Origin of the sequence: Pseudomonas sp. GD03944, assembly GCF_029839275.1 — a bacterium.
GTDB lineage: Bacteria > Pseudomonadota > Gammaproteobacteria > Pseudomonadales > Pseudomonadaceae > Aquipseudomonas.
This window is the reverse complement of the sequence record NZ_JAOCAH010000010.1, coordinates 122,342-148,316: the sequence shown is the minus strand read 5'-3', so window position 1 is coordinate 148,316 and position 25,975 is coordinate 122,342. Positions and strand designations below refer to the sequence as shown.

The following is a 25,975-nucleotide window of genomic DNA, read 5'->3' as shown; positions in this document are numbered from 1 at the left end:
TCAGGGGCTTAGCATTCCACCCGCGTCCGTTCTCGAACGGCGTCCCCCCTTGCTCTTGTTTGTCCGCTTATCAGCGCCACAGCGCTAAACACGACGACACATAACAAGAGGAAAAACTCGCATGTTCAAAACCACTGCCAAGGCGCTGGCTTGCGCCCTGTCCCTGAGCATCGCCGGGATGGCACAGGCTGCCGACCCGATCGTCATCAAGTTCGCCCACGTAGTGGCTGAGCACACCCCGAAAGGCCAGGGTGCTCTGCTGTTCAAGCAACTCGTCGAAGAGCGCATGGCTGGCAAGGTCACCGTTCAGGTCTACCCGAACTCCTCGCTGTTCGGCGACGGCAAGGAAATGGAAGCGCTGCTGCTCGGTGACGTACAGCTGATCGCCCCGTCCCTGGCCAAGTTCGAGCACTACACCAAGCAGATCCAGATCTTCGACCTGCCGTTCCTGTTCAACGACATCGCCGCGGTAGACCGCTTCCAGCAGAGCCCGGAAGGTCAGGCCCTGCTCAAGTCCATGGAAGGCAAGGGCATCACCGGCCTGGGCTACTGGCACAACGGCATGAAGCAACTGTCGGCCAACAAGAAACTGGTTGAACCCAAAGACGCCCGTGGTCTGAAGTTCCGTGTACAGGCATCCGCCGTACTGGACGAGCAGTTCAAGGCACTGCGCGCTGCGCCGCGCAAAATGAGCTTCGCCGAGGTTTACCAAGGCCTGCAGACTGGCGTGGTCAACGGTGCGGAAAACCCGTACTCGAACATCTACAGCCAGAAGATGCACGAAGTGCAGAAGTTCATCACCGAGTCCGACCACGGCGTACTGGACTACATGGTGATCACCAACACCAAGTTCTGGTCCGGCCTGCCGGATGACGTGCGCACCGAGCTGGAAGCCATCCTGGCCGAAGTCACCGTCGAGGTGAACAAGCAGGCCGAAGCGCTGAACCAGAACGACAAGAAGCGCATCCTGGAAGCCGGCACCACCGAAATCATCACCCTGACTCCCGAGCAGCGCGAACTGTGGCGTGAAGCCATGCGTCCGGTGTGGAAGAAGTTCGAAGGTGACATCGGTGCCGACCTGATCAAGGCCGCCGAAGCCGCCAACCAGGCTGGCTGAGCAACACCCCGGGGCCTGGCGACCGCCAGGCCCTCGCGGCGGTACCTGAGCGGAACCGCCGCCACTTGCATCATCGACAGCGGGACTCATGGCGGACAACCGCCACGCACGTTCTGACCCATCTGTCCAATCGTCGCTTCGCGACCGCTTTACTGACGGAGATAATCCCATGCACGCTGTCGCTCGTGTCTGGAATAACCTGGAAGAGTTCATGGTGGCCTTCCTGCTTGCAGGCATGACCCTGGTCACCTTCTCTTACGTGGTTTTCAACAACCTCTATGGTGTTTTCTATTCCCTGGGAGACTCGCTGCCCTTCGCCAACGATGCCATGTTCAGCATCGGCGACGGCATCCTCTACGTGGCCCAGGAAATGACCTGGAGCGTGGCCCTGACCAAGGCCATGTTCGGCTGGCTGATCTTCATCGGCCTGGCCTGGGGCGTGCGCATCGGCGCGCACATTGGCGTCGACCTCGTTGTGCGTCAGTTCAACCCCGAAAACCAACGCCGGGTTGCCATCCTGGCCCTGTTGATCTGCCTCGGCTATTGCGCCCTGATGGCCTATTCCAGTGAGCAATGGGTCGCCGTCCTGTTCAGCGTCGGCACCGGTGCCGAGGACCTGGACCGCTTTGGCATTCAACAATGGCACATCGTGATGATCGTACCCATCGGCTTCACGCTGATGTTCGTGCGCTTCCTGGAGATTTTCATCCGCGTCCTGCAGGGCAAACAGCAGGGCCTGGGCCTGCACAGTGAGGTGGATGACGCCGTCAAGCTGGCTGAGAACGACAAGGCGGAGACCACCAAATGACCATTGCCTTCCTCTTCATCGCCCTGTTCGTGCTGATGTTCATCGGCATTCCAGTGGCGATCTCCCTGGGTTTGTCCGGGGCCATGACCATCCTGTTCTTCAGTAACGACTCGGTGCGTTCGCTGGCGATCAAACTGTTCGAGACCAGCGAGCACTACACGCTGCTGGCCATCCCGTTCTTCCTGCTGTCCGGTGCGTTCATGACCAGCGGCGGCGTGGCCCGTCGCCTGATCGACTTCGCCAACGCCTGCGTCGGCCACATCAAGGGCGGCCTGGCCATCGCCGCGATCCTGGCGTGCATGCTGTTCGCCGCCCTGAGCGGCTCGTCGCCGGCCACCGTGGCCGCGGTGGGCTCGATCGTGATCGCCGGCATGGTGCGTTCGGGTTACAAGCAGGACTTCGCCGCCGGCATCGTGTGTAACGCCGGTACCCTGGGCATCCTGATCCCGCCGTCGATCGTCATGGTGGTCTACGCCACCGCGACCGAGACCTCGGTGGGCAAGCTGTTCATGGCGGGCGTGGTACCGGGCCTGCTGCTCGGCCTGGTGCTGATGGTCGTCATCTACATCATGGCGCGCGTGCAGAACATGCCGTCGCTGCCACGGGCGTCCTTCAAGGAAATCCTCGTGGCCGGCCGCAAGGCGGGCTGGGGCCTGATGCTGATCGTGATCATCCTCGGCGGTATCTACTCCGGCATGTTCACCCCGACGGAAGCCGCTGCCGTGGCCGCCGTGTACGCGGCCTTCGTGGCGATCTTCGTCTACAAGGACATGACTGTCCGCGAGTGCCCGAAGGTCATCATCGAGGCCGGCAAGCTGAGCGTGGTGCTGATGTTCATCATCGCCAACGCCATGCTGTTCGCTCACGTACTGACCACTGAGCAGATCCCGCAATCGATCACCGCCTGGGTCGTCGAGCAGGGCTTCAGCCCGATCGAGTTCCTGATCGTGGTGAACATCGTGCTGCTGATCGCCGGCACCTTCATGGAGCCGTCGGCGATCATCCTGATCCTCGCGCCGATCCTGTTCCCGATTGCCATGCAACTGGGCATCGACCCGATCCACCTGGGCATCATCATGGTGGTGAACATGGAAATCGGCCTGATCACGCCACCCACCGGTCTCAACCTGTTCGTGACCTCGGCGGTCACCGGCATGCCGCTGACCCGCGTGGTGCGCGCAGTATCGCCGTGGCTGCTGGTGATGCTGGTGTTCCTGCTTCTGGTGACATACGTGCCCTTCATCTCGCTGGGCCTGCCGAACATGCTCGGCATGTAACAACCGCTACTTCATGGGGGTTCGCCCCCATTGCGCCCGGCCTTCGTGCCGGGCTTTTTTATGGCCGTTCACTTCTCTGCGAAAGCGGGCCTTTGTAGGAGCGGGCTTGCCCGCGAGCTCTGGCTTCAGGATCAGATAAAGCTCGCGGCCAAGGCCGCTCCTACAGGTTCTTGTCCGCAGCCAGGGCCCTGGCCTGTTCGCGCAGCACGAATTTCTGCACCTTGCCGGTGGAGGTCTTCGGCAAGTCGCAGAACACCACCGCGCCAGGCACCTTGAACCGCGCCATGCGCTGCTGGCAGAACTCGATCACCGCCTGGCTCTCCAGGGTCACCCCCGGCTTGGGGGTGACGAAAGCACAGGGGGTTTCGCCCCAGCGCTCGCTCGGCATCGCCACAACGGCCGCTTCGAGAATCTGCGGGTGGCGGTACAGCACGTCCTCCACCTCGATCGAGGAAATGTTCTCGCCGCCGGAAATGATGATGTCCTTGGAGCGGTCCTTGATCTCGACGTAGCCGTCCTCGTGCCACACGGCCAGGTCGCCGGAATGGAACCAGCCGCCCTTGAAGGCTTCGGCAGTGGCCGTCGGGTTCTTCAGGTAGCCCTTCATCACCACGTTGCCGCGCATCATGATCTCGCCGATGGTCTGCCCATCGCGAGGCACCGGCTCCAGGGTCTCGGGATCGGCCACCATCAGGCCATCGAGCAGCGGCGCCCGCACACCCTGCCGGGATTTCAGGCGCGCCCGCTGGTCCGGCGCCTCGTCATCCCACTCGGTTTTCCATTCGCACGCCACGCTGGGGCCATAGGTCTCGGTCAGGCCGTAGACATGGGTGACGCGAAAATCCAGGGCTTCCATCGACTCGATCACCGCCGCCGGTGGCGCCGCACCAGCAGTCAGCACCTTGACCGGCCGGGTCTTGAGCGCCTTCAGCTCGGGCGACGCGTTGGCCAGCATGTTCAGCACGATCGGTGCCCCGCAGAAATGATCGACCCCGTGCTCGGCCATCGCCGGGTAGATCGCCTCGGCCCGCACGTGACGCAGGCACACACTGACGCCCACGTAGGCCGCCAACGCCCAGGGGAAGCACCAGCCGTTGCAGTGGAACATCGGCAAGGTCCACAGGTACACCGGGAAGCGCGTCATGTCCCAGCACATGGCATTGGACAGGGCGTTCAGGTGTGCACCGCGGTGGTGATAGACCACGCCCTTGGGGTTACCCGTGGTGCCGGAGGTGTAGTTCAGGGCGATGGCCTGCCACTCGTCGTCCGGCAGCTGCCAGGCGTAATCCGCGTCACCCTCGGCGAGCAGGGCCTCGTACTCCAGCTCTCCGATCAGCAGCCCCTGGTCGTATTCGGGGTCGTCGATGGCAACGATCAATGGTCGATTGGGCAGGTGGCTGGTGGCGCGCTGCACGGTCCCGCCGAATTCCTTGTCCACCAGCAGCACCTTGGCCTCGCCATGCTGCAGGATGAAGGCGATGGTTTCGGCATCCAGGCGCGTGTTGATGGCGTTGAGCACCGCACCGCACATCGGCACGCCGAAATGCGCCTCGAACATGGCCGGGCCGTTCGGTGCGATGACCGCCACCGTATCGCCTACGCCGATGCCGCGCTTGGCCAGGGCCGAGGCGAGGCGGATGGAACGCTCATAGGTTTGGCCCCAGGTCTGTCGAAACCGGCCGTTGATCAGCGCCAGCCGCTGCGGATAGACGCTGGCGGCACGCTCGATGAAACTCAGGGGGCTGAGTGCCTGGAAGTTCGCCGCGTCGCGCGGCAGGCCGTATTCGTAGGGATTGACGCTGTTCATTATTGTTCTCCAGCCTGGATGCTTGGAGAAACCCTAGCAGGACTGTGGTCAAGCGAACCCGCGACCTTGGTCGAAGCAGTGACTCACAGGTCATGGATCGCGTCAGCATACTCATCCGAACAACCGAGTCGGCGGCCAGCCCCCTGGCCACGACCTGCGTTCATGCAGGCCGACAAGCCTCCACCACGTTATCTGTGCTTGTCCGGCGCTTTCTATGAAGGAGTTCCCGCGTGAAGTCTCGCTTACCTGTGATTGTTGGTTTTGGTGGTTACAACGCCGCTGGGCGAAGCTCCTTCCACCACGGCTTTCGTCGCACCGTACTGGAGTCCATGGACACCGCCGCACGCCAGGAGACCCTCGCCGGCCTGGCGGTCATGATGAAGCGCGTGCGCGTGGTCGATGGCGCCTACCAGAGCGAAGACGGCCAGCCGCTGAGCCTGGCGGACATCGAACAGCGCTTCGCCGAAGAAATCCTGGCTTCGACCCTGGTGCGTCGCATCGAAAAGCAGCACCTGGACGTGGACGCCGCGCACTGGCAGAAGAGCCTCGGCGTCGCCGCTTCGGCCGAAGCGCCGCTGAGCTTCGTCAGCAGCCGCAAGCAGCTGCCGGAACCGCTGCCGGCCAACTGGTCGGTGGAGCCGTTGAACGCCACCGATGTCCGCGTGACCCTGCACGATCACTGCGAATTCAAGGTCGACAGCTACCGCGCCCTGCCGGTGAAATCCGCCGGCCAGTTGCCCACCGGCTTCGAGCCGAGCGAGCTGTACAACGCCCGTTTCCACCCGCGTGGCCTGGCCATGACCGTGGTCGGCGTCACCGACGCCCTGCGTTCGATCGGCATCGATTGGCAACGCATCGTGCAGTCGGTCGCCCCGGATGAAGTGGCGGTGTTCGCCGGCAGCATCATGAGCCAGCTGGACGAAAACGGCTTCGGCGGCCTGATGCAGTCGCGCCTCAAGGGTGGGCGGGTCACGGCCAAGCAATTGGCCCTGGGCCTGAACACCATGCCGGCCGATTTCATCAACGCCTACGTGCTGGGCAGCGTCGGCACCACCGGCAGCGTCACCGGCGCCTGCGCGACCTTCCTCTACAACCTGCAGAAAGGCATCGAGCAGATCGCCAGCGGCAAGGCCCGCGTGGCCATCGTCGGCAACAGCGAAGCCCCCATCAACCAGGAATGCATCGACGGCTATGGCGCCATGGGCGCCCTGGCCACCGAAGACGGCCTGCGCCAGATCGAAGGCAAGACCGGCTCCACGTCCGAAGACGTGGATTTCCGCCGCGCCAGCCGCCCGTTCGGCGAGAACTGCGGCTTCACCCTGGCCGAAGCCTGCCAGTTCGTGGTGCTGATGGACGACGAGCTGGCCCTGGAGCTGGGCGCCGACATCCACGGCGCGGTACCGGACGTGTTCATCAACGCCGACGGCTTCAAGAAATCCATTTCCGCGCCCGGCCCAGGCAACTACCTGACCGTGGCCAAGGCCGTGGCCAGCGCTGTGCAGCTGCTGGGCGTGGAGGCGGTACGCGAGCGCAGCTTCGTGCATGCCCACGGTTCCAGCACCCCGGCCAACCGGGTCACCGAATCGGAAATCCTCGACCGCGTTGCCAGTGCGTTCGCCATCGAGCAATGGCCGGTCACGGCGGTCAAGGCGTTCGTCGGCCACTCCCTGGCCACCGCCAGCGGCGACCAGGTGATCTCCGCCCTGGGCAGCTTCAAGTACGGGATCATTCCGGGCATCAAAACCATCGACCAGGTGGCCGATGACGTTCACCAGCAGCACCTGAGCATCGCCAACGTCGATCGCCAGCGCGCGCCCGAGAACCTGGACGTGTGCTTCATCAACTCCAAGGGCTTCGGCGGCAACAACGCCAGCGCCCTGGTGCTGGCACCCCATGTGGTCGAGCGCATGCTGCGCAAGCGTCACGGCGAGGCGGCGTTCGCCACCTACCTGGCGCGCCGCGAGCAGACCCGCACCGCGGCCCAGGCCTACGACGCCCAGGCCCTACGCGGCCAACTGGACATCATCTACAACTTCGGCAACGACCTGATCGACGACACCGCCATCGAGATCGGTACCGAGCAGATCAGCATCCCGGGGTTCAGCCAGCCGCTGGTGTTCAAACAGGACGACCGCTACGCCGACATGCTCGACTGAGCACGTCGGCAGTCCGCCTGACCAACCCACCGGCACCCGGTGGGTTACGGCGCAACGAGTTCATGTGGTGATAGACGACACGTGGCAATGCGCCTAACCCACCCTACGGGTGATAGTGGGCGCCGCCCCGCCCGGCTCAATCCAGCGCGCGGGCCAGTTCGAGCAGGTCGGCACGCCACTCGGCGGCGGCCGGCAGTGCCAGGAAGGAGGGGTTGAGCAGCGACTCACGCGCTTCGTAGGCCAGCACCTCACCATCAAGGCTCAGTACCTCGCCACCGGCACCTTCCAGCACGCCCTGGGCGGCGGCGGTGTCCCACTGCGAGGTCGGCGCCAGGCGCGGATAGAAGTCAGCGCCGCCTTCGGCCAGTTGGCAGAACTTCAGGGAGCTGCCGACGCTGACCAGGTTCAGGTCGCCGAAGCGCTCGCCCAGCCCGGCCAGCAACTGCTCCTGCGCCGGGCTGGAATGACGACGGCTGGCCACCACGGTGAAGGCCTCGGCAGGCTTCACCCGCACCTGGATGGGCGTATCACCAGCGCCCTCCCCCATGATCCAGGCGCCCAGGCCCGCGCCGCCGGCATAGCAACGGCCGGTAGCGGGGATGCCGACCACGCCGAATACCACACGCCCGTGTTCGATCAGGGCAACGTTGACGGTGAACTCTTCCGAGCCCGAGATAAATTCCTTGGTCCCGTCCAGCGGGTCCACCAGCCACCAGCGCTGCCACTGGGCGCGTTCCGCCAGGGGAATGTCCGCCGCCTCTTCCGACAGCACCGGGATGGTCGGATCGAGGGCCCGCAGACCGGCATCGAGAACATGGTGCGCGGCCAGGTCCGCCGCGGTCACCGGCGAGGCATCGGCCTTTTCGGTGACGGCAACGCCGGTACGCCAGTGCGGCAGGATCGCCTCACCCGCCGCGCGCACCAGACGCACCACATCGGCAAGCAGGGGATGACTCATGGGCGCAGCACCCCGCGCTGGGTCAGCAGGTCCCGAACCAGGTACAACGCCGCCAGGGCGCGCCCTTCGCTGAATTGCGCATGCTGCACCAGGCTCGACAGCTCGCGCAGGTTGACCTTGTCGACCCGCATCGGCTCCGGTTCGTCACCGGGCAGGCGCTCCTCGTAGAGGTCCCGCGCCAGCACCACCTGGATCTTCTGGCTCATGTAGCCGGGCGACAGGCTCAGCTCGGTAAGGTATTCCAGCTCCCGCGCACCGAATCCCGCCTCTTCCTTCAGTTCACGGTTGGCCGCGGCCAGCACGTCTTCACCCGGTTCGATCAGGCCCTTGGGCAAGGACAGTTGGTAGTCGTCGGTACCGCCGCAGTACTCCTCGACCAGCACCGCATGCTCATCGTCGAGCATCGCCACCACCATCACCGCACCGTATCCGGCGCCTCGGCCGACCAGCCGCTCATAGGTCCGCTCCTCTCCATTGCTGAAGCGCAGTTGCAGCGCCTCGACGCAAAACAGTCGACTGCTGGCGACGATCTCGCGGTGGAGAACAGTGGGCTTCTGACGCATGGGGGCGGCTCCTGACCAGAACATGGCGGGTTATCATAAGCGGGTTCCCCGATTATCTGTGCAGGAGATTGCGCGATGACGACGCCAATACCGCGCCATGCGCCTGGTCTCGAAACGAATGCCGCTGCAGCGCTGCCCTGGCAGCAAATCGACACTGTGTTGCTGGATATGGACGGCACCCTGCTCGACCTGCATTTCGACAACCATTTCTGGCTGGAACACCTGCCCCAGCGCTACGCCGAACTGCATGGCGTCAGCCGGGCCCTGGCCGACGCCGAGCTGATCCCGCTGTTCCGCCAGCATGCGGGCCAGTTGAACTGGTACTGCACCGACTTCTGGAGCCGCGAGCTGCGGCTGTCGATCCGCGACCTCAAGCGCGAAGTCGCCGAACTGATCGCCCTGCGCCCGGACGCCGATACCTTCCTCGCCGCCTTGCGCGACGCCGGCAAACGGGTGGTGATGATCACCAATGCCCACCGCGATTCGCTGTCGCTGAAGCTCGAGCGCATCGAGCTGGCGCCCTACTTCGACCGTCTGATCAGCTCCCACGACTACGGCTTTCCCAAGGAAAACCAGCAGTTCTGGCACGCCCTGCAGCAGGACCTGCAGTTCGAGCCCGCGCGCAGCCTGTTCATCGACGACAGCCTGCCGATCCTGCGCAGCGCCCGCGACTTCGGCATCGGCCACCTGCTGGCGGTGCGCGAACCGGACAGCCGCCTGGGCCCGAAAGACACCGAGGAATTCGCCGCCGCCGAGGATTACCGCGTCCTGCTGAACGGCCTGTAAGTGCCCGGCTTCGCAATACCCGGACGCCGTTCATGGGGTTCGCGGGGCCAGCCGCGCTAGAATCGGCCCATCCCAAGGAGCCCGGCAATGGACATCAAGCAACTGAAGTTCCTCATCGCACTCGACGAGACCCGGCATTTCGGTCAGGCCGCCGCGCGCTGCCACATCACCCAGCCGACCTTGTCGATGCGCCTGCGCAGCCTGGAGGAAGAGCTGGGCCTGGAACTGGTGCACCGCGGCCAGCGCTTCGAGGGTTTCAGCGCCGAAGGCGAACGCATCCTGGCCTGGGCCCGCAGCCTGATGGCCGCCCACGATGGCCTCTACGCGGAGGCCGCCGCCTGCCGCGGGCAACTGGTCGGTACCCTGCGCCTGGGCGTGGTGCCGCTGGCCGGCTTCGACCCGATGCGCCTGGTGCAGCTGTTCGCCGACCAGCACCCGAACCTGCGCTTCCAGCTGTTCGCCCTGAGCAGCGAGCAGATTCTGGAACGCCTGGGGCGCAACCAGCTGGACCTCGGCCTGTCCTACCTGGACCGCCTGGATCGCGAGCACTTCGACAGCCTGGAGCTGGAAGAAACCCGCATGGGCCTGCTCTACGACCGGCGCCACTTCCAGTTCACCAGCGAACAGCTGCGCTGGGAAAGCCTGGTGGAGCTGCCCCTGGGGCTGCTATCGGCGGGCATGCACTTCCGCCAGTCCATCGACCACAGCTTCCGCTCGCGCGGCCTGACGCCCCTGGCGCGCCTGGAGACCGATGCCGTGCACCAGTTGCTGCAGGCCGTCAGCGCCGGCCTGTGCTGCTCGATCATGCCGCTGAGCAGCGGCCTGTCCGATTTCACCGAGCACCTGGCGCTGACCCCCATCGAAGATGCGCACACGCTGGCACCGCTCGGCCTGATCCTGCGCCGCAGCGCACCCCGCTCGGCCATCGCCGACGCCTGTTTTGCCGAAGCCAGGGCCCTGCTTAACGCCTGAGCCATTTTTCGGGTAAAAAAAACCGGTCCGTTGTACCTGGCGCAACCCGCTGGCGACGGGGCTTCCAGCGCCTTGATAGATGGCATCGATCACTGCATCAGCAGTAGCAATTAGACACTAGGGGGCCGGCCGCCTAGGCTGATGTGTCAATCTGTCGCAGGGAATTCTGCCGTGCCCCGCCCCGCTTCGATCTCCACGCCGGCCAACGAAGCCGCCGCGCTGACACCCAACGGCTATGCCTATGCCGAACTGGATGCCGGCGCGCAGGTGGCAGACGCGGTATTGGCCGAAGAATGCGCCCTGGCGATCAGCTACAACGGCATCAGCCACGCCGTGATGATGGTCTCTCCGACTGCGGTCGAGGACTTCATCGCCGGTTTCAGCCTGAGCAGTGGTCTGGTCGACTCCATCGACGAAATTTATGACATCCGCGTGAAACGCATCGGTGCCGCCATCAATGCTGAGGTGGACATCAGCAACCGCGCGTTCTGGGCCATGAAGCAACAGCGCCGCCAACTGGCCGGCACCAGCGGCTGCGGCCTGTGCGGCGTGGAAGCCCTGGAGCAGGCTCTGCCGAAACTGGATGCACTGGCGATCAGCCCGCTGCCACCGGCCGATCACCTGCTCGAACTGCGCCCACGTATCAACGACGCCCAGCGCCTGGCGCGCCAGAGCGGCGCCCTGCACGCGGCGCTGTTCATCGACAGCACTGGCGAGATCGTCCTGTGCCGCGAAGACATCGGCCGCCACAACGCCCTGGACAAGCTGATCGGCGCCCTGCAGCGCGACGGCCGCAACAGCCGCGACGGCTTTGCCGTGGTCACCAGCCGCTGCAGCCTGGAACTGATCCACAAGGCCGTGCGCGCCAACATCGCCACCCTGGTCAGCCTCTCCGCACCGACCGCACTCACCGTGCAATGGGCCCGGCAGCACCACCTCAACCTTATTCATTTGCCCCACCACAGCGCGCCCCGGGTCTACAGCCCCGCGCCGCCAGCCAGAGAGCACCACGCATGAGCCTGCAACCCGTGAAACCCCGCTACAAACCCTATACCGGTGCAGCCGCTGGCTGGGGTGCGCTGCGCAGCGTGGCGCACTTCTGGCTGGACAGTAAGCAACCGTTCAAGAACCTGCGCGCCCTGCTCAAGACCAACCAGAGCGGCGGCTTCGACTGCCCGGGTTGCGCCTGGGGCGACTCGCCGGAAGACGGCCACATCAAGTTCTGCGAGAACGGCGCCAAGGCGGTCAATTGGGAAGCCACCAAGCGCGGCGTGGACGCCTCGTTCTTCGCCCGTTACACCGTCAGCCAGCTGCGCGAGCAGAGCGACTACTGGCTCGAGTACCAGGGCCGCCTGACTGAGCCGATGCGCTACGACAGCGCCAGCGACCGCTACGTGCCCATAGCCTGGGACGACGCCTTCGCCCTGATCGCCAAGCACCTGAAGAACCTCGACAGCCCCAACCAGGCCGAGTTCTACACCTCCGGCCGGGCCAGCAACGAGGCGGCGTTCCTCTATCAGCTATTCGTCCGCGCCTACGGCACCAACAACTTCCCCGACTGCTCGAACATGTGCCACGAGGCCAGCGGCGTGGCCCTGGGCCAGAGCGTGGGCATCGGCAAGGGCAGCGTGACCTTCGCTGACTTCGAGCACGCCGACGCCATTTTCGTCCTCGGCCAGAACCCGGGCACCAACCACCCGCGCATGCTCGATCCGCTGCGCGAAGCGGTCAAACGCGGCGCCCAGGTGGTCTGCTTCAACCCGCTGAAAGAGCGTGGCCTGGAGCGCTTCCAGCACCCGCAGAACGCCCTGGAAATGCTCACCAACGGCTCCGAGCCGCTGAACACTGCGTTCTTCCGCCCGGCACTCGGTGGCGACATGGCCGCCATGCGCGGCATCGCCAAGTTCCTCCTGCAGTGGGAGCGCGAAGCCCAGGCCAATGGCCAGCCGGCGGTCTTCGACCATGCCTTCATCGCCGAACACACCGACGGGGTGGACGACTACCTGGCGCTGCTCGATGCCAGCGACTGGAATGCGCTGAGCGCACAGTCTGGCCTCAGCCTGGACGAGATCGAGCAGGCCGCTCACATGTACCGCCGCGCCGAACGCGTGATCATGTGCTGGGCCATGGGTATCACCCAGCACCACCACTCGGTGGCGACCATCCAGGAAATCGTCAACCTGCAGCTGCTGCGCGGTAACCTCGGCCGTCCGGGCGCGGGCCTGTGCCCGGTGCGTGGCCACAGTAACGTGCAGGGCGACCGCACCATGGGCATCAATGACCGTCCGCCGGTCGCCTTCCTCGATGCCGTGGAAAAACGCTTCCAGTTCCAGGTACCGCGCGAGAACGGCCACAACACCGTCGAAGCGATCAACGCCATGGTCCGCGGCGATGCCAAGGTCTTCATCGGCCTGGGCGGCAACTTCGCCCAAGCCACTCCGGACAGCCCGCGCACCCACCAGGCCCTGCAGAACTGCGACCTGACCGTGCAGGTCAGCACCAAGCTCAACCGCAGCCACCTGACCACCGGCACCGACGCGCTGATCCTGCCGTGCCTGGGCCGTACCGACATCGACAAGCAGGCCACCGGCCCGCAATCGGTGACCGTGGAAGACTCGTTCAGCATGATTCACGCCTCGTTCGGTCAGCTCGCGCCGCTGTCGAAGCAGATGCGCTCGGAGCCGGCCATCGTCGCCGGCATCGCCAAGGCCACCCTGGGCAACCACCCGGTGGATTGGGACGCGCTGATCGCCGACTACAGCCTGATCCGCGACCTGATCGCCGACACCATCCCCGGCTTCGCCGACTTCAACAAACGCGTGCAACACCCGGGCGGTTTCTACCTCGGCAACTCGGCCGGCGCGCGTCGCTGGAACACCGCCAGCGGCAAGGCCAACTTCAAGGCCAACCCGTTGGTCGAGGACCTGTTGCCGGCTCAGGTGCGCAACTCGGGCCAGACGCCGGACCTGATTCTGCAGACCCTGCGTTCGCACGACCAGTACAACACCACCATCTACGGCCTCGATGACCGCTACCGCGGCGTGAAGGGCCAGCGCCAAGTGCTGTTCGCCAACGAAGCCGACATCATGCGCCTCGGCTACAAGCCAGGGCAGCTGGTGGATATCACCTCGCTGTGGGATGACGGCGTCGAGCGCAAGGTGTTCGGTTTCACCCTGCTCGCCTTCGATATTCCGGCGGGCCAAGCGGCGGCCTACTACCCGGAAGCCAACCCGCTGGTACCGCTGGAGAGCTTCGGCAAGGGCAGCTTCACCCCGACCTCGAAGTTCATCGCCATTCGTTTGCAGGCGGCCGAAGGCAACGGGCGCATTCTGTAACGACCAAACCAGTGGAGAGGGGTCCGGCGAACGCCGTGATCGCCTCTCCGCTTGCGCCTGATGCGGCGTGTTCAGCTCATCCCAAAATGGGGTAAAAAAGACTGAAAACAGCGCCAGCCAAGTTTCTCTGACAACGCCAGAAGCCCCGTAGTTCGGCGGCTGCAGCGAATTTTGAAGAAATAGTGAAAAATACCGCAAGGCCGACAAACGGCGCTTGTCGGCCGTCTCGCTCGACCTCAGGATCGGCCCCATCACAGTCACCTGAGGTCGTCCTCATCATGAAATTGTCCTCGATTCTCCTCCTGTCCATGAGCCTGGCCAGTGGTGCCGCGCTCGCCGGCAATACCGAAGCCGGTGTGGGCGGTGCCCTGGGCGGAGTGTTGGGTGCGGTCGTCGGGCAACAGGTCGGTGGTACCACCGGTGCCGCCATTGGCGCCGGTGTAGGTGGCGCGGCAGGCAGCATGGTCGGTGCCGACCGCCGCAGCCGTACCGAAGCGGCCATCGGCGGTGCCCTCGGCGCGGCTGGCGGCAACGTGGTTGGTCAGCAGGTCGGTGGCAACACCGGCGGGCTGATCGGTGCCGCGCTCGGCGGCGGTGCCGGCGGCGCCCTGGGCAACTACTATGGCGACGATCGCCGCCATGACGACGACCGTCGTCGCCACTACCGCGATGACCGTCGTTACTACCGTGATCACCCGGGCCGCGGGCACAAGTATGGTCACTACAAGCGCCACAAGCACCACGGCTGGCGCCACGACGATTGATCAACGCAGCGCCTGGCGATCGCCCGGCGCGTCTCCCGACGAGTGGCGGGAATTTCCTTGCGAATCATGATCTAACAGACGCCCCACGGCCTGCATGACAGGCCGTGGGGTCATTCGCCCGCTCGATGGGCAGCGGTTTCTTCTGGAAGGTTGGCAGTATGCGCACTCTCTTTTCCGCGCTGGCATTCAGCGCGCTGGCAGCTCCGGCTGCATTCGCCGGCGACACCGGCAAAGTCGCCATCGGCAGTGGCCTGGGCGGCGTGCTGGGTAACGTGGTAGGCCAACAGGTCGGTGGCAGCACCGGTGCGGCCATCGGTGCCGGCCTCGGCGGTGCGGCGGGTGGCGTGATCACCGCGCGGGACGGCAACAAGACTGAAGCGGCCCTGGGTGGCGGCCTCGGCGCCGCCGGTGGCTCGGTGGTCGGCGGCCAGCTCGGCGGCAGCACCGGTTCGACCATCGGTGCCGGCCTCGGCGGTGCCGCAGGTGGCGCCCTGGCCAACGAGTACGCGGGCAGCGACCGTGATGACGGTCATCGCCACGGCAAGAAGCACAAGAAACACAAGAAGCACCGCCATCACTGATGGCCGTACCGCCCATGAAAAAGCCCGCCATTGGCGGGCTTTTTCATGCCTGGGTCACGCGATGGTCTTTAACGCACCGCGTCAATCATCCACGGCTCGTAGCGCTGGCCAAAGGCGATCTCGGCCCGGACTTTTGGCTTCTGCTCGCCGTAACGCTGATGCCTGTTCCAGGTGGAAAACACCTCACGCAGCGCGAACGGCACGCTGATCTCGGCAACCTCCGAACGGATCGACGCACTGAAGAGCGGGGTGTCCTTGTCGGAGCGGTAGTAGGGCCGCATATATCCCGCGATCAGCGCATACCGCCTGCGATCCGGGTACTGCGCCCGCAGCGCTTCGACATCCAGCCCGGCATCCACGAGGAACAGGCGGCTGCTGTGATGCTCCTCATCCTCCAGGTACTCACGTTGCCGATCGCGCCGGTGCTGCAACGCTTCGTCGTCCGGGAGCGCCTGCAACCGCGCCTCGGCTTTTTCCAGCGCCTGCCGAGTTCGCTTCAGCTCACGTTGATAGGCCGGCCCATCCAGCTCCAGCACCAGCCAGACCGAGCGCTCCAGGTTGCGCCGATAAAACTCCAGCTCGATCGTGTCGGTGACCGCTGGCACGACGAAGCCCAGGGACAGCAACTTGCTCCGGTCCAGCCAGATGACCTCGCCCTGATTCCCTTCCTCCCGCCACATCAGCTGCAGGTGCAGCACACCGTCCGTCTCCCGATCCAGCCACAATCCGCGGGACAGCATCAGCTCGCGTTCGCTGAGCGTCAGCACGCTCTGCGGCTCGCCACTGCGGTTGTAGTAAACGCCGGCCAGCGCCACCGCGTTGCTCAACAGGATCAGCCCCAGGCTCAGCCACAGCCAGCCACGCACGCCCGGACGACTCATCGCGCGCCTCCCGTGAACTGCCTGCGCCAGCGCTGCAGCACCACCAGCAACAGCAGCGACAAGGTCCCCAGCAGCAGGAAGAACAGGTACTTGGGCATCAGCTCCCACCACCAATCGAACAGCTTGGCGTAGAGGAAGATCACCGCGAACACCAGGCTGACGTTGACCACCTCGGGCCAGCCCCGGCGAATCCCCAGCCAGGTCGCCAGCCCGGCGAGGACGAAACTGAGGAAGCGATAGACACCCTCGACCACGTCGCTCGACCACGGCAGGTAACTGGAATTGCCCTCGTAGGAGAGCACCAACACCGGGATGAACAGCGCCAGCAGGCCCAGGCTGCGGTACAGGCTGGCGAAACCGCTGAAGCGTGTATGGTCGATCAGCTGTGGCACGCAGAACACCACCAGCGCCACGGGCAGGAAGTTCTCCGGACGCTCATACAGGCTGAACCAGTAGAACCCGCCCCAGGCATTCACCCGGGCCGCGACGAACACCCCCAGGCACAACAACCCGAAGCCCAGCAGCACGCGCTGTCGGCACTGGTAGGCCAGGATCAGCGACAGGAGGCCCCAGGGCACCAGCGCCTTGTCCGAAGGAGTGATATTGAAAATCTGCCCGAGCATGACCAGGTTCAACACAAAGCAGACGACGGCCAGCAGCGCCGCCAGCTTCACGTAGTAACCGGAGCTGTCGCGTTTCTGTATCCAGAAAGTCAGCAACACACTGCCCAGGGCGCTGCCCAGCAGGATGGCCACTTGCGACGCCTCGTTGAACAGGCCCCAGAACTGGTAGAACAGGAAGAACAGCCCGGTCGCCAAGGCCAGGGCGCCGAACAGCGAGGCGGCCCGCATGCCCAGCGACAGCTGCCGCGAGCGCTGGTCGGCGTCGATGTCCAGGTGCGTGGTGAAATGGTCGAGCAGCCCCCGGTGGTAGCGATCGATCGCCTGCTGCTGCTCGCCGGACAGGTCGACCACCTGATCCACCTGAAGCTGCAACAGCTCCTGCTGAAACGCATGAATCCGATCCGCGCGTTGCTGCGCCTGTTCACGGGTTGGGTTGGCCATGGCCGCCGGGACTCTCCTTGGCCCTTCTCGGGCGATGCTCACATCCTAGCGTCACCCGGGAAAAACACGAATGCCCGATGCGCGGGATCGAACCTGCGTCACGGGCCGCGGCTTACTCCAGGCTCAACCGCGCCAGTGCACCCCGCAGCGCTTCGGGGATCGGCACCGGGCGGTTGCTGGTGCGGTCGACGAACACATGGACGAAGCGGCCGGCGGCGCAGGCTTCGTCTTCGCCGGCCTTGAACACCGCCAGTTCGTACTGCACGGAGCTGTTACCCAGCTTGCCGACCCGCAGGCCGATCTCGATGGCATCGGGGAAGGCGATGGAGGCGAAGTAGTCGCAGCTGGAGCTGACCACGAAACCCACCACCTCGCCGCTGTGGATATCCAGCCCGCCCACCTCGATCAGGTAGGCGTTCACCGCACTGTCGAAGTAGCTGTAGTAGGTGACGTTATTGACGTGGCCGTACACATCGTTGTCGTGCCAGCGCGTGGTGATTGGCTGGAAGTGGGGGTAATCGCCGCGCGTGTGCTGGGGTGGATTCATGGGTGTCCTTGAAGGGTTGAATGAGGCGCGGCGCAAGCCCCTCCCACACAGGGATCGAGGGCTTCAGCCGCGACAGACCATCAATAGGCCGACTGGTAGATGGCCAGGGCGTGGGCCTCGGTCATCTCCCGGGGATTATTCACCAGCAGGCGCTGCTGCAGCATGGCATCGCTGGCCAGTTGCTCCAGCATATCCTGCGGCACACCGGCATCGCGCAAGCGCGTCGGCAGGCCGCTGCGCTCGCTGAAATCGGCCAGGGCCAGGATGAACTGCTCGGTCTGGTCCATGGCGCTGCCACGGCGCAACGAATCGCCCACCACCAGCGGTGCCAGCTCAGCGTACAGGGGGGCGGCGGCCGAGGCATTGAACCCCAGCACATGAGGCAGCACCAGGGCATTGCTCAGGCCGTGGGGAATGTGGAAGTGCCCGCCCAGGGGATAGGCCAGCGCGTGCACCGCGGCCACCGGCGCGTTGGCGAACGCCTGGCCGGCCAGGCAGGCGCCCAGCAGCATGGCCTGGCGTGCCTCGCGGTTGCCGCCGTTGTGCACCACTTCATCGAGGTTGGCCGCCAGCAGGCGCAGGGCCTCCCGGGCCAGCAGGTCCGACAGCGGGTTTTTCTTCAGGGCACTGGTGTAGGCCTCGATGGCGTGCACCATGGCGTCGATGCCCGTGGCGGCCGTCACCGCCGGCGGCAGGCCCAGGGTCAGGTCGGCGTCGAGCAGGGCCAGGTCCGGCAGCAACAGCGGCGAGACCACGCCCATCTTGGTGGTGGCGCCAGTGGTGATGATCGCCACCTGGGTCACTTCCGAACCGGTGCCCGCCGTGGTCGGCACCTGGATCAACGGCAGGCGATGGCCCTTGGCATTGCCCACGCCGTAGATGTCCTGCAGGGTCTGCCGGCACTCGGGGTGCGCGAGCAGCGCCACCAGCTTGGCCACGTCCATCGAACTGCCGCCACCGAAGCCCACGATCAGCTCGGCCTTGAGCGCCTTGGCCTGGTTCACGGCGTCCAGCACGATGGATTCGGGCGGGTCGGCCACCACCTGGTCATAGACCGCCACCGACATGCCGGCGCTGGAGAAGCCGGTCAGCACCTCCGCCAGCAGGCCGAGCCGGGTGATGCCCGGGTCGGTGACGATCAGCACCGACGCGGCGCCGCGTTCGGCGCAGAGCGTGGCCAGGCGCCGGGAAGCGCCGGTTTCGCAGATGATCTGCGCGGTGGTGGAGAAGCTGAAGGGATGCATGCTGCTGTCCTCCTGTTGTCTTGCGTGGGGGCGAGAGGGCATTGAAGCCCTCGCGCACCGGACGATCAGAACGCGAAGCTGGCCTCGGGCATGGCCATCAGGCACTGCGCGCCGCCCATCAGCGCCTCGCGGTGGCTGCTGGCCCGCGGCAGGACCCGGCGCATGAAGAACTGCGCACTGTGCAGCTTGGCCTGGTAGAAGGCGGCATCGCCCTCACCGACGTCCAGGGCATCCTGCGCCCGGGCTGCCGCCTGCAACCAGAACCCGGCCAGCAACACGTAGGCCGAGTACTGGAGGAAGTCCACCGAACAGGCGCCGATCTCCTGGGCATCGCGCTGGGTGGCCGCGATGATCTCCTGGCTCAACTGGCGCCACTCCTCCAGGCGCATCGTCACCGTATCCGCCAGGTCCGCCAGCGCCTGCCGGCCGACCTGGTCATCGCACAGGGCCTGGAACTCCTCCTGCAGGGCCCGCAGCTCCGCCCCGCCATCGCCCAGCAACTTGCGGCGGATGTAGTCCAGCGCCTGAATGCCGTTGGTGCCCTCGTAGAGCTGGGTGATGCGGCTGTCGCGCATCAGTTGCTCCACACCCCATTCGCGGATGTACCCATGTCCACCATAGACCTGTACGGCATGGCTCGCGACTTCCTGGCCCATATCGGTGAAGAACGCCTTCACGATCGGGATCAGCAACGCCGCGCGCTTGCCGGCCGCCTTGCGCGCGACCGCCTCGGGGTGGCCGTGCTCCAGGTCGAGCTGCCGGGCGCAGTAAACGGCCAGCATGCGGCAGCCTTCGACCAGGGTCTTCTGGGTCAGCAGCATGCGCCGTACATCCGGGTGGTGAATGATCGGGTCGGCGGCCTTGTCCGGCTCGGCCGCGCCGGTCAGGGCACGGGATTGCAGGCGCTCGCGGGCGTAGCGCAGCGCCGCTTGGAACGCCGCCTCGCCGATGCCCAGGCCCTGCAGACCGACCTGGAAGCGCGCGTCGTTCATCATGGTGAACATGCACGCCAGGCCCTGGTTGGCCTCGCCGATCAGCCAGCCCCGCGCGCCGTCGAAGTTCATCACGCAGGTGGCCGCGCCCTTGATCCCCATCTTGTGCTCGATGGCGCCGCAGCTCAGGTCATTGCGCGGCCCCGGCGTGCCGTCGTCAGCGGCAATGAACTTGGGCACCAGCAGCAGGGAGATGCCTTTCACCCCGGCCGGGGCATCGGGCAGGCGCGCCAGCACCAGGTGCACGATGTTTTCCGAGAGGTCCTGTTCGCCGCCGCTGATGAAGATCTTGCTGCCGCTGACCCGGTAGCTGCCGTCCGCCTGGGGCTCGGCACGGGTGCGCAGCAGCGCCAGGTCGGTGCCGGCCTGGGGTTCGGTCAGGCACATGGTGCCGGCCCACTGGCCGCTGACCAGTTTTTCCAGGTACTGGGTCTTCAGGCTTTCGCTGCCGTGCTTGTACAGCGCCAGCACCGCGCCTTCGGTCAGGCCGGAATACACGCGAAACGACAGGCTCGCGCCCATCAGCATTTCATGGAAGTTGCACGCCAGCATCTGCGGCAGCGCCTGACCGCCGTACTCGCTCGGCCCGGTCATGCTCGCCCAGCCGTTATCCACGTACTGCTGGTAGGCCTCGCGGAAGCCATCGGGCGTGGTCACCTGCCCGTTCTCGAGCACGACCCCTTCTTCGTCGCTGCTGCGGTTGAGCGGCGCCACCACCTCGGCGGCGTAGCGGCCGCCCTCTTCCAGCACGCCGTCGATCAGTTCGCGGTCCAGGCCATTGCCCAGCACCTCGCAATGACCGGTGACATCGAACAACTCATGCAGGACGAAACGCATGTCCCGCAGCGGTGCCTGGTAACTCATACTCGCCCCTCCTGAACCTGGTCGAAACGCTTGCCGGCGGCTGCCAGCCCGTCGATCAGCGCGGCCGGCTTCCAGTGCTCGCCGAACCGCGCCTGCAGGGCCTGGAGCCGCTGCCGGATATCTGCCGCGCCCTGGCTGTCGGCCCAGCTCATGGGGCCGCCCTGGGCGGTGGGGAAGCCGTAGCCGTTGAGGTACACCAGGTCGATGTCATGGCTGTTGGCCGCGATGTTCTCTTCGAGGATCTTCGCGCCCTCGTTGACCAGCGCCAGCAGGCAGCGCTCGAGGATTTCCTCCGGGCCGATCTCGCGACGCGTCATGCCCAGGTGCGCGGCGGTCTCCTGCACCAGCATGTCCACTTCCGGATCGTGCTCGGCCTGGCGACTGCCCTCGGCGTAGCGGTAGTAGCCCAGGCGGGTCTTCTGGCCGAAGCGGCCAAGTTCGCACAGGCGGTTGTCGACCTGCACCGCCGGATCGTCCTGGCCAGTGCCGGCCAGCTCGCGGGCGCGCCATTCCAGGTCGATGCCCACTACGTCGTACATGCGGAACGGGCCCATGGCGAAACCGAAGCCCTGCAGGGCCGCGTCGACCTGATGCGGGTAGGCGCCTTCGAGCAGCATCATCCGCGCCTCGCGCACGTAGGTGTGCAGCATGCGGTTGCCGATGAAGCCGTCGCAGTTGCCCGCCACCACGCTGACCTTGCCGATGCGCTGGCCGAGGGCCAGGGCGGCGTCCAGCACCGCCGGGGCGGTACGGGCGCCGCGCACGATCTCCAGCAGTTTCATGATGTGCGCCGGGCTGAAGAAATGCAGGCCCAGCACCTGCTCGGGGCGCCGGGTGACGGCAGCAATCGCGTCGATATCCAGGGCCGAGGTGTTGCTGGCGAGGATTGCCCCGGGTTTGAGGGTGTCGTCCAGGGTGCGGAAGATCTGCTGCTTGAGTTCGAGGTTCTCGTACACCGCCTCGATCACCAGGTCGGCATCGGCCAGGGCCGCGTACTCGCCAACCGGCGTGACACAGGCCAGGCGCTCGGCGGCCTGCGCCTCACTGATGCGCCCAAGACGGACGTTGTGCGTGTTGGTGTCGGCGACCACGGTCATGGCCTGCTCGAGCATCTGCGGGTTGTTGTCCAGCCACAGGACCCGGATGCCGGCATTGGCCAGGCTCATGACGATGCCGCGACCCATGGTGCCGGCACCGATCACCGCGGCGAGCTGGACGGGAAAGACGTTGCTCATGGGAATCCTCTTGTTGTTATCCGAGCAAAAAATCGCCAGCCACCTTAAGCAAGGCGTTACTATTTTTGAAATTTAGTCTTGTGATACTTCATATTCAGCCGCTGAATAAATTGGCGCCGCACCGTGCGCGCTGCGACCCTGCACCTGCCCATCGCCGGAGACACCCGTGAGGCTGCATCCCCACTTCGACCTCAACCTGCTGCGCGTGCTCGACGCCTTGCTGCGTGAGCAGAACGTATCGCGCGCGGCCGAACGCCTGGCCCTGAGCCAGCCGGCCGTGAGCAACGCGCTCAACCGCCTGCGCTCTCTGCTCGACGACCCGCTGTTGGTCCGGGTCGGTCGCAGCATGCAGCCGACGCCCCGGGCCCTGGCGCTGGAGGCGCCGATTCGCGAAGCGCTGCAGCAGATCGAGCAGAGCCTGAGCGCCGACCAGGCCTTCGACCCGGCCCGCAGCACCCAGCATTTCCGCATCGCGGTCACCGACTACGTCGAGCTGATCTGCATGCCGCGCCTGATCGAGCAGTTGAACCGGGAGGCGCCGGGGATTCGCATCGACATTCGCCACCTCAGCCCGAGCCTGCCGGCCGACGCCCTCGACAAGGGCGAGCTGGACCTGGTGCTGGGGCGCTTCGAGGAGACACCGGCGCGCTTCAGTCGCCGCCACTGGATGAGCGAAAGCCTCACCCTGGCGGTGCGCCAGGGCCATCCGCTGTGCGCGGCGGGCGTGGACCTGCCGACCTTCCTGACGTTGCGGCATTTGTGGGTGCACGGCGGGCAGACCCGGGGCATGGTCGATCAGTGGCTGGGGGAGCAGGGCCTGGCCCGGGACATCCTGTACACCACGCCCAATTACCTGCAGGCCGCCCATATCGTCGCCGGCAGCGACCTGGCGGCGGTGCTGCCCAGCCAGCTGGCCCGGCACTTCGCGGGGTTGCTGCCCTTGCAGTTGCTGGAGCTGCCGTTCGCGGTCGGCCCGTTCCACCTGGACGTCGTCAGCCTGGCGCAGCGCCAGCGCGATGCCGCCCTGCAGTGGCTGATCGAGCAGATCGTCGTAATCGGTCAGGGATGACGGCCCGTCAGAGCGGGCCTTCGCTGATCAGCATGCCGTGCGCCACCAGGCAGGTGCGACGACCGAGCCGCAGTTTCAGGGGCTCGCGGCTGGCAATGACCCAGCCCGCGCCGAGCAACTGATCGATATAGGCCCGCAAGGCGGGCAGGTAGCGCTGTTCTTCCACGGCCGAATTCCTTCTCGATAATGCCCTCGAACGACGGCACATCACCTCGACAGGTGCACGCAGAGAGCATAGTGACGCCAGGCCTACAATCAAGGCGCTTTCGGCCCTGCGCCGCGTGATCCGATGACCGGCCTGGCAACCCACGCCGGTCGGGGCCGGCCTCGCCTGATAGAATCGCGCCCCCACTGCCCAGACCGACCACGATGACCCCTGCCGACCTGACCACCCTGCACGATCACCTGCTCGCCGCCCTGAGCCCGCCGCCGGCGGAAACGCGGCGCCTGTTCCACGGGCGCGGCCGCCGCTGGCCAGGGCTGGAGCAGATCACCGTGGACTGGTTGCAGGGCATCGTGCTGGTGGCGCTGTTTCGCGAGCCCGAGGCCGAGCACCTGGCCGCGCTCACCGACCGGCTGCTGGCCCTCGCCCAGACGCCGGCCTGGCGCGACAGCGGCGCCCACAGCCTGCTGCTGCACCACCGCTACCAGGCCGACAGCCGCAGCGAATGGCTGCTGGGCGAGCCGGTGGAGCACTGGCTGATCGACGAAGACGCCCTGCGCTTCAAGCTGGACCTGGGCCAGAAGCAGAACAGCGGCCTGTTCCTCGACATGCGCTACGGCCGCCGCTGGGTCCGCCAGCACGCCGAGGGCAAGCGCGTGTTGAACCTGTTCGCCTACACCTGCGGGTTCTCGGTGGCAGCGATCGCCGGAGGCGCCAGCCGGGTGGTCAACCTGGACATGGCCCGGGCCGCCCTGACCCGTGGGCGCGACAACCACCGGCTCAACCAGCACGACCTGGGCAAGGTCGAGTTCCTCGGCCATGAGCTGTTCAAGTCCTGGGGCAAGGTGCGCAAGCTGGGGCCCTACGACCTGATCATCATCGACCCGCCGTCGTTCCAGAAGGGCAGCTTCGCCCTGACCCAGGACTACCAGAAGATCCTGCGCCGCCTGCCGGAGTTGCTCAGCGAGCACGGCGAGGTGCTGGCCTGCGTCAACGACCCACAGATCGGTCCGGACTTTCTGATCGACAACGTCGCCCGGGAAGCGCCCGAGCTGGTGTTCGTCGAACGCCTGGAAAACCCGCCCGAATTCGCCGACATCGAGGCCGACGGGGGCCTCAAGGCCCTGGTGTTCCGCCGCACCTGAGGCGCCCTTGCGCGCCGCCCGAGCACGGGGAAAAGACTGGGCTAGAGTTAAGTCACCTGCCCCGCGCGAGCATGCTGCAATGTCCCTGAAAACGTTCGTTCTTGGGTTATCAGCCGTCGTGATGCTGTCCGGCTGCGCCAGTAATACCACTCAACCCTCGCAGTATTCCGGCTTCCTCGGCGACTACTCGCAACTGCGACCGGCGCAGTCGGCCAGCGGCGTACCGGTCATGCGCTGGGTGTCGCCGGATTTCAAGCTGGAGAATTACCGCTCGGTGCTGGTGATCCGGCCGGTGTTCCACCCGGCGCCAGCGCCCAGCGACCAGGTCAGCCAGCAGACGCTGGATGAAATCACCGCCTACCTGCAGCAGGCCATGAAGCTCGAACTGGCCGGGCGGCTGCGCATCGTCGAGCAGGCCGACAGCGACACCCTGGTGCTGCGCACGGCGATCAGTGCCATCGACCTGTCGCCGGAAGGGCTGAAAGTCTACGAGGTGATCCCGATCGCCCTGGTCACGGCCGCCGCCAGCGCCGCTGCCGGGACCCGCGACCTGGACACCGATATCTACGTGGAACTGGAAGCCATCGACGGCCGTACCAGCCAGCCGATGGCCCGCGTGGTGCGCAAGGGGCACGGCCTGCAACTGGAAAATGACAGCACCCAGCTGCGCCTCCAGGACATCAAGCCGGTGCTCGACGAGTGGGCCAAGGACGCGCGCAACTTCAAACCCTGACGATCAGGCGAAGACGAAGTACTTGCGCACGGTCTCCACGACTTCCCAGGTGCCTTTCATGCCGGGCTCGACGATGAAGATATCGCCGGCCTTGAGGTGGATCGGCGCCTGGCCGTCCGGGGTGATGATGCAATAGCCTTCCTGGAAGTGGCAGTACTCCCACTTTTCGTAGGCCACGCGCCATTTGCCGGGGGTGCAGATCCAGGTGCCCATGATTTTCGTGCCGTCGGCCGAGGTGTAGGCATTGAGGTTGACGGTATGCGGGTCGCCGCCGATGCGCTCCCACTTGCAGGCATCCAGAACGGGGACGGGAACGGTGTCGCGAAGAACGGTGATGGGTTGCATGTCGGCTCCAGATCAGGGGGTGTGAATGACACCCCCTAACCTAAAGCGGATCGAGCCGCGCGCATTGTCCTGGGTTCGACACGCCGTTGCCTGGAAACGCAGGCGGTCATCCAGCGATGCGCGATTGCAGCGGGATCAATCCTTGCCCAGGGCGTCCTGGCGGGCGAGAAATTCTTCCTGGAGCAGCGCGTCCTTGACGTGTTCCGGGTCTTCTTCGAGCAGCGGGTCATCCAGGTGCCCGGTGGGCGTGGCCTTGCTCTCGAGCTTGCCGATCAGGTGATCCAGCGCATGGCGCATTTTCTCGGCGGCACCGTCCACCGCCAGGTCCAGGCTCGCGGCCTTGTGGGTCACGGACAGCGACTGGTGCCCCTTGGGGCGCGCCTCGATCTGGCAACGCTTGTCGTCGCCACCGGCCTTGTCGCCGTTCTCGTCGGAGAGGTGAACCTCGACGCGGGTCAGGAATTCATCGAAGCGATCCAGTTGGTCGCTGACGACCGAACCGACCCACTCCTGTAACCGCGCACTGCCTTCAATGTGGTTGCTGTTCACTTGAACTTGCATGGTATGCC

At 65.6% G+C, this 25,975-nt stretch carries 25 protein-coding genes; 13 read left to right on the top strand and 12 right to left on the bottom strand.

Going from position 1 to position 25,975, the window contains the following annotated elements; translation table 11 throughout:
• Positions 1-121: 121 nt before the first annotated feature.
• The 3 genes from dctP (at position 122) to dctM (ending at position 3,202) form a co-directional block, all read left to right on the top strand.
• Entirely contained in the window at positions 122-1,117 is a 996-nt protein-coding gene (dctP, locus tag N5C28_RS16570) for a C4-dicarboxylate TRAP substrate-binding protein DctP (protein ID WP_279824012.1), read from the top strand.
• 169 nt (positions 1,118-1,286) lie between these two features.
• Positions 1,287-1,925, top strand: coding sequence for a TRAP transporter small permease (locus tag N5C28_RS16565; protein ID WP_279824009.1), 639 nt, complete (start codon positions 1,287-1,289; stop codon positions 1,923-1,925).
• The gene (gene dctM, locus N5C28_RS16560; RefSeq protein WP_279824007.1) at positions 1,922-3,202 is read left to right on the top strand and encodes a C4-dicarboxylate TRAP transporter large permease protein DctM; all 1,281 of its coding nucleotides are present in this window, start codon (positions 1,922-1,924) and stop codon (positions 3,200-3,202) included. The genes N5C28_RS16565 and dctM overlap by 4 nt, the downstream gene beginning before the upstream one ends.
• A 160-nt stretch (positions 3,203-3,362) precedes the next feature.
• On the opposite strand, the gene N5C28_RS16555 is transcribed toward dctM, so the two are convergent.
• The gene (locus tag N5C28_RS16555; RefSeq protein WP_279824006.1) at positions 3,363-5,009 is read right to left on the bottom strand and encodes an acyl-CoA synthetase; all 1,647 of its coding nucleotides are present in this window, start codon (positions 5,007-5,009) and stop codon (positions 3,363-3,365) included.
• A gap of 230 nt (positions 5,010-5,239) precedes the next feature.
• Between N5C28_RS16555 and N5C28_RS16550 the strand changes: the two genes are divergently transcribed.
• The gene (locus tag N5C28_RS16550) at positions 5,240-7,165 is read left to right on the top strand and encodes a beta-ketoacyl synthase (protein ID WP_279824005.1); all 1,926 of its coding nucleotides are present in this window, start codon (positions 5,240-5,242) and stop codon (positions 7,163-7,165) included.
• A 136-nt stretch (positions 7,166-7,301) separates the two neighbouring features.
• On the opposite strand, the gene cysQ is transcribed toward N5C28_RS16550, so the two are convergent.
• Positions 7,302-8,123, bottom strand: a complete 822-nt coding sequence (gene cysQ / locus N5C28_RS16545; RefSeq protein ID WP_279824003.1) for a 3'(2'),5'-bisphosphate nucleotidase CysQ — start codon at positions 8,121-8,123, stop codon at positions 7,302-7,304.
• Entirely contained in the window at positions 8,120-8,686 is a 567-nt protein-coding gene (nudE, locus tag N5C28_RS16540) for an ADP compounds hydrolase NudE (RefSeq protein WP_279824002.1), read from the bottom strand. The genes cysQ and nudE overlap by 4 nt, the downstream gene beginning before the upstream one ends.
• A gap of 75 nt (positions 8,687-8,761) precedes the next feature.
• Between nudE and yrfG the strand changes: the two genes are divergently transcribed.
• The 6 genes from yrfG (at position 8,762) to N5C28_RS16510 (ending at position 15,124) form a co-directional block, all read left to right on the top strand.
• A complete protein-coding gene (gene yrfG, locus N5C28_RS16535) occupies positions 8,762-9,472 on the top strand; it encodes a GMP/IMP nucleotidase (protein WP_279824000.1) in 711 nt (236 codons plus the stop codon).
• Between the two features lie 87 nt (positions 9,473-9,559).
• On the top strand, positions 9,560-10,444 hold the full coding sequence (locus tag N5C28_RS16530) for a LysR family transcriptional regulator (protein WP_279823998.1): 885 nt from the start codon (positions 9,560-9,562) through the stop codon (positions 10,442-10,444).
• Positions 10,445-10,615: 171 nt separating this feature from the next.
• Entirely contained in the window at positions 10,616-11,461 is an 846-nt protein-coding gene (gene fdhD, locus N5C28_RS16525) for a formate dehydrogenase accessory sulfurtransferase FdhD (RefSeq protein ID WP_279823997.1), read from the top strand.
• Positions 11,458-13,779 carry an FdhF/YdeP family oxidoreductase gene (locus tag N5C28_RS16520; protein ID WP_279823996.1) on the top strand — a complete coding sequence of 774 codons (2,322 nt, stop codon included), beginning with the start codon at positions 11,458-11,460 and terminating at the stop codon, positions 13,777-13,779. The genes fdhD and N5C28_RS16520 overlap by 4 nt, the downstream gene beginning before the upstream one ends.
• 278 nt (positions 13,780-14,057) lie before the next feature.
• Positions 14,058-14,543 carry a glycine zipper domain-containing protein gene (locus N5C28_RS16515; RefSeq protein ID WP_279823995.1) on the top strand — a complete coding sequence of 162 codons (486 nt, stop codon included), beginning with the start codon at positions 14,058-14,060 and terminating at the stop codon, positions 14,541-14,543.
• A 158-nt stretch (positions 14,544-14,701) separates the two neighbouring features.
• Positions 14,702-15,124, top strand: coding sequence for a glycine zipper domain-containing protein (locus N5C28_RS16510; protein ID WP_279823991.1), 423 nt, complete (start codon positions 14,702-14,704; stop codon positions 15,122-15,124).
• A gap of 68 nt (positions 15,125-15,192) precedes the next feature.
• Here the strand turns inward: N5C28_RS16510 and N5C28_RS16505 are convergent, their stop codons facing one another.
• From N5C28_RS16505 to N5C28_RS16480, 6 genes are all read right to left on the bottom strand, one after another.
• A complete protein-coding gene (locus N5C28_RS16505; RefSeq protein WP_279823989.1) occupies positions 15,193-16,005 on the bottom strand; it encodes a DUF4824 family protein in 813 nt (270 codons plus the stop codon).
• Positions 16,002-17,069: a DUF2157 domain-containing protein gene (locus N5C28_RS16500; protein ID WP_279823988.1), complete on the bottom strand. Its 1,068-nt coding sequence runs from the start codon at positions 17,067-17,069 to the stop codon at positions 16,002-16,004. The genes N5C28_RS16505 and N5C28_RS16500 overlap by 4 nt, the downstream gene beginning before the upstream one ends.
• Positions 17,070-17,181: 112 nt before the next feature.
• Entirely contained in the window at positions 17,182-17,616 is a 435-nt protein-coding gene (locus tag N5C28_RS16495) for a thioesterase family protein (protein WP_279823986.1), read from the bottom strand.
• An 80-nt stretch (positions 17,617-17,696) separates the two neighbouring features.
• On the bottom strand, positions 17,697-18,860 hold the full coding sequence (locus N5C28_RS16490; RefSeq protein ID WP_279823985.1) for an iron-containing alcohol dehydrogenase: 1,164 nt from the start codon (positions 18,858-18,860) through the stop codon (positions 17,697-17,699).
• Positions 18,861-18,925: 65 nt separating this feature from the next.
• Positions 18,926-20,716 carry an acyl-CoA dehydrogenase C-terminal domain-containing protein gene (locus N5C28_RS16485; RefSeq protein WP_279823983.1) on the bottom strand — a complete coding sequence of 597 codons (1,791 nt, stop codon included), beginning with the start codon at positions 20,714-20,716 and terminating at the stop codon, positions 18,926-18,928.
• Positions 20,713-21,951 carry a 3-hydroxyacyl-CoA dehydrogenase gene (locus tag N5C28_RS16480; protein WP_279823982.1) on the bottom strand — a complete coding sequence of 413 codons (1,239 nt, stop codon included), beginning with the start codon at positions 21,949-21,951 and terminating at the stop codon, positions 20,713-20,715. Before N5C28_RS16480 ends, N5C28_RS16485 begins: the two co-directional genes overlap by 4 nt.
• A gap of 166 nt (positions 21,952-22,117) precedes the next feature.
• Here N5C28_RS16480 and N5C28_RS16475 point away from each other — a divergent pair, with 166 nt between their 5' ends.
• Positions 22,118-23,020: a LysR family transcriptional regulator gene (locus N5C28_RS16475; protein ID WP_279823980.1), complete on the top strand. Its 903-nt coding sequence runs from the start codon at positions 22,118-22,120 to the stop codon at positions 23,018-23,020.
• A 7-nt stretch (positions 23,021-23,027) separates the two neighbouring features.
• On the opposite strand, the gene N5C28_RS16470 is transcribed toward N5C28_RS16475, so the two are convergent.
• Entirely contained in the window at positions 23,028-23,186 is a 159-nt protein-coding gene (locus N5C28_RS16470) for a hypothetical protein (protein ID WP_279823978.1), read from the bottom strand.
• 203 nt (positions 23,187-23,389) lie between these two features.
• Here N5C28_RS16470 and N5C28_RS16465 point away from each other — a divergent pair, with 203 nt between their 5' ends.
• Entirely contained in the window at positions 23,390-24,328 is a 939-nt protein-coding gene (locus N5C28_RS16465) for a class I SAM-dependent methyltransferase (RefSeq protein WP_279823976.1), read from the top strand.
• A gap of 79 nt (positions 24,329-24,407) precedes the next feature.
• Positions 24,408-25,061 (top strand): DUF3313 domain-containing protein, encoded by a 654-nt coding sequence (locus N5C28_RS16460; RefSeq protein WP_279823975.1) that lies wholly within the window; start codon positions 24,408-24,410, stop codon positions 25,059-25,061.
• A 3-nt stretch (positions 25,062-25,064) separates the two neighbouring features.
• On the opposite strand, the gene N5C28_RS16455 is transcribed toward N5C28_RS16460, so the two are convergent.
• Together N5C28_RS16455 and N5C28_RS16450 are read right to left on the bottom strand one after the other, a co-directional pair.
• The gene (locus N5C28_RS16455) at positions 25,065-25,406 is read right to left on the bottom strand and encodes a cupin domain-containing protein (protein WP_279823974.1); all 342 of its coding nucleotides are present in this window, start codon (positions 25,404-25,406) and stop codon (positions 25,065-25,067) included.
• A 135-nt stretch (positions 25,407-25,541) separates the two neighbouring features.
• A complete protein-coding gene (locus N5C28_RS16450; protein WP_279823972.1) occupies positions 25,542-25,967 on the bottom strand; it encodes an HPF/RaiA family ribosome-associated protein in 426 nt (141 codons plus the stop codon).
• Positions 25,968-25,975 lie beyond the last annotated feature (8 nt).

Coding starts and splice junctions, on each gene's coding strand:
- dctP (WP_279824012.1), top strand. CDS start 122: ATGTTCAAAACCACTGCCAAGGCGCTGGCTTGCGCCCTGTCCCTGAGC.
- N5C28_RS16565 (WP_279824009.1), top strand. CDS start 1,287: ATGCACGCTGTCGCTCGTGTCTGGAATAACCTGGAAGAGTTCATGGTG.
- dctM (WP_279824007.1), top strand. CDS start 1,922: ATGACCATTGCCTTCCTCTTCATCGCCCTGTTCGTGCTGATGTTCATC.
- N5C28_RS16555 (WP_279824006.1), bottom strand. CDS start 5,009: ATGAACAGCGTCAATCCCTACGAATACGGCCTGCCGCGCGACGCGGCG.
- cysQ (WP_279824003.1), bottom strand. CDS start 8,123: ATGAGTCATCCCCTGCTTGCCGATGTGGTGCGTCTGGTGCGCGCGGCG.
- nudE (WP_279824002.1), bottom strand. CDS start 8,686: ATGCGTCAGAAGCCCACTGTTCTCCACCGCGAGATCGTCGCCAGCAGT.
- yrfG (WP_279824000.1), top strand. CDS start 8,762: ATGACGACGCCAATACCGCGCCATGCGCCTGGTCTCGAAACGAATGCC.
- N5C28_RS16530 (WP_279823998.1), top strand. CDS start 9,560: ATGGACATCAAGCAACTGAAGTTCCTCATCGCACTCGACGAGACCCGG.
- N5C28_RS16520 (WP_279823996.1), top strand. CDS start 11,458: ATGAGCCTGCAACCCGTGAAACCCCGCTACAAACCCTATACCGGTGCA.
- N5C28_RS16515 (WP_279823995.1), top strand. CDS start 14,058: ATGAAATTGTCCTCGATTCTCCTCCTGTCCATGAGCCTGGCCAGTGGT.
- N5C28_RS16510 (WP_279823991.1), top strand. CDS start 14,702: ATGCGCACTCTCTTTTCCGCGCTGGCATTCAGCGCGCTGGCAGCTCCG.
- N5C28_RS16505 (WP_279823989.1), bottom strand. CDS start 16,005: ATGAGTCGTCCGGGCGTGCGTGGCTGGCTGTGGCTGAGCCTGGGGCTG.
- N5C28_RS16500 (WP_279823988.1), bottom strand. CDS start 17,069: ATGGCCAACCCAACCCGTGAACAGGCGCAGCAACGCGCGGATCGGATT.
- N5C28_RS16495 (WP_279823986.1), bottom strand. CDS start 17,616: ATGAATCCACCCCAGCACACGCGCGGCGATTACCCCCACTTCCAGCCA.
- N5C28_RS16490 (WP_279823985.1), bottom strand. CDS start 18,860: ATGCATCCCTTCAGCTTCTCCACCACCGCGCAGATCATCTGCGAAACC.
- N5C28_RS16485 (WP_279823983.1), bottom strand. CDS start 20,716: ATGAGTTACCAGGCACCGCTGCGGGACATGCGTTTCGTCCTGCATGAG.
- N5C28_RS16480 (WP_279823982.1), bottom strand. CDS start 21,951: ATGAGCAACGTCTTTCCCGTCCAGCTCGCCGCGGTGATCGGTGCCGGC.
- N5C28_RS16465 (WP_279823976.1), top strand. CDS start 23,390: ATGACCCCTGCCGACCTGACCACCCTGCACGATCACCTGCTCGCCGCC.
- N5C28_RS16460 (WP_279823975.1), top strand. CDS start 24,408: ATGTCCCTGAAAACGTTCGTTCTTGGGTTATCAGCCGTCGTGATGCTG.
- N5C28_RS16455 (WP_279823974.1), bottom strand. CDS start 25,406: ATGCAACCCATCACCGTTCTTCGCGACACCGTTCCCGTCCCCGTTCTG.
- N5C28_RS16450 (WP_279823972.1), bottom strand. CDS start 25,967: ATGCAAGTTCAAGTGAACAGCAACCACATTGAAGGCAGTGCGCGGTTA.